This window comes from Mycobacterium sp. P7213 (assembly GCF_900604305.1).
GTDB lineage: Bacteria > Actinomycetota > Actinomycetes > Mycobacteriales > Mycobacteriaceae > Mycobacterium.
This window is the reverse complement of sequence record NZ_UWOA01000094.1, coordinates 1-4,871: the sequence shown is the minus strand read 5'-3', so window position 1 is coordinate 4,871 and position 4,871 is coordinate 1. Positions and strand designations below refer to the sequence as shown.

Below are 4,871 nucleotides of genomic sequence, written 5' to 3'. Positions count from 1 at the left end.
TAGTTGTACATAATCTGTGACATCAGTCTGCTCCTTTTCCCTGGTCCGCCCGCTAAACCCCGGTGTAACCAGAAGCCGCAGCAGCGTCAGCCGCCACATACGTCGAACCGGCATCCGCCAGATTCACCTGCGCCATATCCAGCAACGCATTCACCCGCGCCGCCATCGCCACAAACCGGGCATGCGACCCCTGAAACGCCGCAGCCGCCTCACCCACATGAAACGCCTGCGCCGACATAGCCGTCTGCTCCGCCTGCGCCATCGTCGACCGCATCAACGCCGCCTTGGCACCAAACGCCGACTCCGACGCCACCAACTGCGGAATATGCGCATCCAACAAACTCATCCCCGCACTCCTCTCAACTATCGATTAGTCGCGGCCAACGCCGTCCGGGTTCCATGGCGGCCACGACCGCCCGTTGCTCGCGTCGTTGAGAGCGGCTACCGCACTGCCGGGCCCGAACGCCGGCGGAGTCGGTCCGGTCAATAACTGAGGGGCAATATTACGGCATTTACCTCGTTATACGAACCTTTAATTGGGTCAACAGCCGCGAACGCGGATTGACTTCTACTCGGCCGACGGGGGCGCGACCTGGGGTTCCCAGGAGGTGGGCAGCATCGGGAGCGTGGGGCCTCCGCCGTACTCATCTCCGGTCAGGTCTGCAAGACCGCCAGCCCGAGCCAACCCGATCTTCCCGAACGTTCCGGTGAAGCCCGCTGCACTGGACCGGGCTTGAGGGAGATCCGGATCATCTTCCTCAAGGTATTCGTAGCGATAGCCGGGGTCGATCAACCTGCCGCGCCGCCGGCTGCCGTGCCGCGCCGTGCCGGCCACCGGGTCGGCAACGGCCGCAACGGCCGCAACACCAGCGGCGGGCCGGGCCGATTTCACGGCCGCACTGCTGGCGGCGCTCTGAGATGAGGGAAGCCAGCCGACCAGGTAGCTGTGGAATGTGCCCTCGGCGCCGATCAATGGCGGCGCCGGCGGTGGTGGTGGTCCGGTGCCTGCTGGGGCAGCGGGCGCGGGCAACGTCGCGGCCGGGGCAGGAGGCGCTGCCGAAGCCGGCACCGTGGCGGGGTTCGGCGCTGGGGCCGGTGCCCCGCCGGGGATGACCGGCGCCACCACAGCGGGTGCCGGCGCAACCGGCGCCGGTACCGCCGGCGCGGGGATACCGGCCAGCCCTGCCAACCCGGCCAGGCCGGCCGGCGGCACCACCGCCCCCAAGCTTCCGATCGCCAGATTCAGCCCGACGCCCGCGAGCAGCGGTGACAGTTGCAGCAGGAATCGCAGGCTGCGCAGTGTCCAGTTGACGGCACGGTAGGTCTGCCAAGCGACGAAGTAGCTCGTCAGCTGCCACCACTGGGCGGGAGTCAACACGCCTTGAAAGTTCTGCTGCAGCCAGGCCAGCGCCTTCTCGTTGCCGTTGACGAAATTGGAAAGGTTCTGCAGGAATTGGGCCGGGCTCCAGTTGGGCTGACCTTGTCCGGGGACCTGCTGACCGTCGGAGCCGAAGAGCATCTGCCAGATCTCGGCCGGCGTTGGCAGGTCGAAGGATCCGCCGCCTCCAGCGCTGTTACCGCCGTTGCCTACCCCGCCACCACCGCCGCCGCCGGTTCCGTCTCCGGCCGCGGCGACACCGGCTTGTGTGCTGCCGCTGGTATGACCCAAGCTGCGCGCAGTGTCGGTGGTGGCCTGGTAGGCACTCATGACGGTGGCCGCCTGAGTCCACATCCGGGCGTAATCGGCCTCGTTGACCGCGATCGGCACGGTGTTGATCCCGAAGAAATTGGTCGCCACCAGCACCGCGTGGGTGGCGTGGTTGGCGGCCAACTCGCCGAGAGTTGGCATGGCCGCCAGGGCGCTGCTGTACGCCGACGCGACCACCTGATGCTGGGCGGCGGTCCGGGCGCTGAGCGTTCCGGCGAGCTGCAACCAGGCCAGGTAGGGCAGATGCGCTGCCGTATACGCCTCGGCGGTCGGACCGGCCCAGACCTGTTGGGAATCGCCGAGAACCGCGGTGAGATTGCTTGCAGCACTGAGGTATTCACTGCTCAATTTCGCCCAGGCCTCCGACGCGGCGAGCAGCGGCCCCGGCCCCGGCCCGGTGCTCAGCATTGACGAATGCACCTCGGGCGGGGCCGCCATCCAGGTGGCGGGGGCCGACATCACCGCACCGCTATTGCCCAAACACCGACGCCGCCATGGTGTCTGCGACCTGGTAGTTGACCCCGGCTTGAGCGACCCCCACACCGGCCCGGCCCAACACTTCGGTACCGCGCGCTGCGACCGCCTCGTGCTGGCTGCCCTGCACGCTGAGTTCCGCCGCGGCCTGTAGCGACACCGGGTCGATCGCCGGCGGCACCACCACGCTGATCAACGGAGCCGCGGCCGCGTGTGCCGCCGCCAGCGTCGCGGCGATCGCCTCGACCGCCGCGCTTGTCGCAGCCAAGCCTTCGGGCACAACCTGCAAGACCATGGCGGAACCCCCTTCCGGCCAATACGCCGCCAACCCTACCTGCGGATCAATGAAGTTGATGTAGTCACGATATGCCTAGTAAGGCCCTCGATGGTCCCGTAACTGCGGATACAGCTCAGTGCTTTTTGACCACCGATCGCGGTGCGGTCCGCCAACGCCGGCGGCCGTCGGAGCACTGCAGGGGTGGGTCCAGAAGCAGCACGGCACGCCCCTCCAGCAGCACGGGTCGCACCCAGTCCCCCAACTCGATCAGTTCTCCCGAGGCCGGCCGGTTTCCACTGCCGTCACGGGCGTCGTCGATAGGCACGCTGGCCAGAAGCTCGTCGACAGTCGCCTCCATAGGCAGGTTCCCGAGTCCGGGCAACGTGATGAACAGGCCGTCGTTGCCGGACAGTTGTAGGCCGACCGCCGCCAACGCACCCAAGACCCCGTCGTGGGTGCCGCCGTGCCCGGACACGTGCACGCCGAGTTCATCGCCGAGGCGAAGGGCCTGCGCGCGCCGCAGCACTTCGCGCTTGGCCCGTTGGCCGAACTCCACCAGCGGGCGGATGTCGGCCAAATCCGCCGGAATCGCCACCGCCAGACCGGGGTCCGCGGCCGGCGGGCATACCCTTTCCAGGAAGCCCGCGACAAAGCCGATGATCTCATCGCGCACGGCGTGCGGGTCGGCGCCGGGGCTGCGCCAGGCCAGGCAGGCGCTGGAGTTATGCGAGGTGTAGGGGACCCGATCGTCGACCAGGAGTTGGTGTCGGGTGGCACCGGCCTCGCTGCCCAGTCCGGCAGCGGCCATGTCCCGCAACAGCGCTCGGGCACGTCGCCCGGTACCGGGACTGAACTGGTCATCGGTGTCATCGATGCCGATCAGCAGGTCGACGCCGGCAAAAACCGTCACGGGTTGACGACCACCGCACTGACATCACGAACCCACCGGTCGCGATCGAGGTCCACCCCCGCCAGCTTGACCGTGTCGCGTTTGGTGAAACTCAACACGACCTGGTCGGTGAGTTCTGCGGCGGTCAGCGTCTGCGCCGGGTCGCGTCCTTCGAACCGAACGCTGTGGACCGCAGTGGCTCCGGCAGCGTTCAGAACCGCGCGCACCGCAGGGCCTCGCTGAACGGGGCTTCCGTGAGACTGCGGCGTGCTTATCTCGGTCTGCGGCAGGCCACCCAGTCGTGCCAGATCGAACTCATCCAGTGTTCGGCCGTCCTGCCGCACGACAAGGTGATACCCCGTCGCCGAGTCTGTAGCGGTCTCCGAACCGCAACCTGCCACTCCGGCGCCAATGACAAGCGCCGCCAAACCCAGTCCGAACAGGCACCCAGTAGATGACCGCATGTGCATGACCGTAAGCACGCTTGGATACGTATTCAAGCTCCGCATCATCGCTCACACCCTCAGATGAGGTTGTGCGGTCCGGCCGTCGGGCCTACGTTGAGGCGATGACCGTGATGCCATGGGCCGCGCGGAGACCGACCGGCCTGGTCTTGGCCCGCGACGTCGTCTTCCCGGTTGCCGCCGCCGCGGTGATCACGCTGTCCTCCGAGATGCGGATGCCGCTGGGATTGCCCGGGCATCGCGGCCTGGTGTGGCTGACCCTGCTGGTGGCCGTGGCCCTGACTGCACGAAGGCCGTCGACGGTGCTCGCGGTGGGCGCAGCGTCCACGGCAGCCACGGTGCTGCTGCAGTCTGGCCCGGGCCCGGGGGCCGGGGTTCGGTACCTGGGCGCCGCGGCGTTGCTGTGCCTACTGACCACCAACCCGGCCGTGCGTGGCCGCCGGTGGCTGGTGGCGCTGGCCGCCGCTCCCATACACCTTGTCGCGCTTGCCGTTCCGATTACGACCGGCCTTATCGGCGGCCATCACGCGGCCATGATGGGCATCGGCGACAAGGCGCTGTTCCACCTCGGGTTCGGCCTGGTGGCCGGAATCCTCGGCTGGGCTATCGCCGCCGCGATCGACTGGGCAGTCCCGCAGACGTCCCGCGGCGTCTAGCCGGAGTTACAACCGGTGCCGCTGCCCGGACCGCCCGGACCGCCGCCACCGGGGTTGGGAACGCATCCGCCAGTGCCGCCGCCATTACTGCCGGGGGTGTTGCCGGTGGTGCCGGTTTCGCCGTTGCTCCCGCTGATGCTGCCCGCGCCGCCCTGGCCGCCAACGCCACCCTGGCCGCCGGGGCTGCCGGGACCTCTGACCCCGGCGTAGCCGCCGTTGCCGATGTTTCCGCCGTCGCCTCCTCGGCCTCCGTTGCCGCCGGAAGAGCCTGACGTCGTCGCGCTAAAGCCGTCGCCTCCTCGGCCTCCGTTGCCGCCGCTAGCTGGGCTGTAGCCTCCCTGGCCGTCCGTGCCACGGGTCGCGCCATTGCCTGCACCGCTGCCACCGACGCCCCACCGACGCC

Annotated in this window: 6 protein-coding genes and 1 pseudogene; 1 reads left to right on the top strand and 6 read right to left on the bottom strand. The window is 68.5% G+C overall.

The annotated features are described in order from the left end of the window. Positions 1-52: 52 nt before the first annotated feature. From EJK91_RS21205 to EJK91_RS22825, 5 genes are all read right to left on the bottom strand, one after another. Positions 53-346 (bottom strand): type VII secretion protein EsxS, encoded by a 294-nt coding sequence (locus tag EJK91_RS21205; protein WP_125079885.1) that lies wholly within the window; start codon positions 344-346, stop codon positions 53-55. 222 nt (positions 347-568) lie between these two features. After that, complete coding sequence (locus EJK91_RS21200) at positions 569-2,167, bottom strand: PPE family protein (protein WP_241178775.1); 1,599 nt, start codon at positions 2,165-2,167, stop codon at positions 569-571. A gap of 10 nt (positions 2,168-2,177) precedes the next feature. Then, entirely contained in the window at positions 2,178-2,477 is a 300-nt protein-coding gene (locus tag EJK91_RS21195) for a PE family protein (RefSeq protein ID WP_125079884.1), read from the bottom strand. Between the two features lie 115 nt (positions 2,478-2,592). Further along, positions 2,593-3,369, bottom strand: coding sequence for a hypothetical protein (locus EJK91_RS21190; RefSeq protein ID WP_125079883.1), 777 nt, complete (start codon positions 3,367-3,369; stop codon positions 2,593-2,595). Continuing rightward, entirely contained in the window at positions 3,366-3,575 is a 210-nt protein-coding gene (locus EJK91_RS22825) for a hypothetical protein (protein ID WP_241178774.1), read from the bottom strand. The genes EJK91_RS21190 and EJK91_RS22825 overlap by 4 nt, the downstream gene beginning before the upstream one ends. A 341-nt stretch (positions 3,576-3,916) precedes the next feature. On the opposite strand from EJK91_RS22825, the gene EJK91_RS21180 reads away from it, so the two are divergent. Further along, complete coding sequence (locus EJK91_RS21180; protein WP_125079881.1) at positions 3,917-4,468, top strand: hypothetical protein; 552 nt, start codon at positions 3,917-3,919, stop codon at positions 4,466-4,468. On the opposite strand, the pseudogene EJK91_RS22035 reads toward EJK91_RS21180, so the two are convergent. Continuing rightward, a pseudogene (locus tag EJK91_RS22035) lies at positions 4,465-4,871 on the bottom strand (GTP-binding protein); the annotation flags it as partial. The gene EJK91_RS21180 and the pseudogene EJK91_RS22035 sit on opposite strands and share 4 nt — an antisense overlap.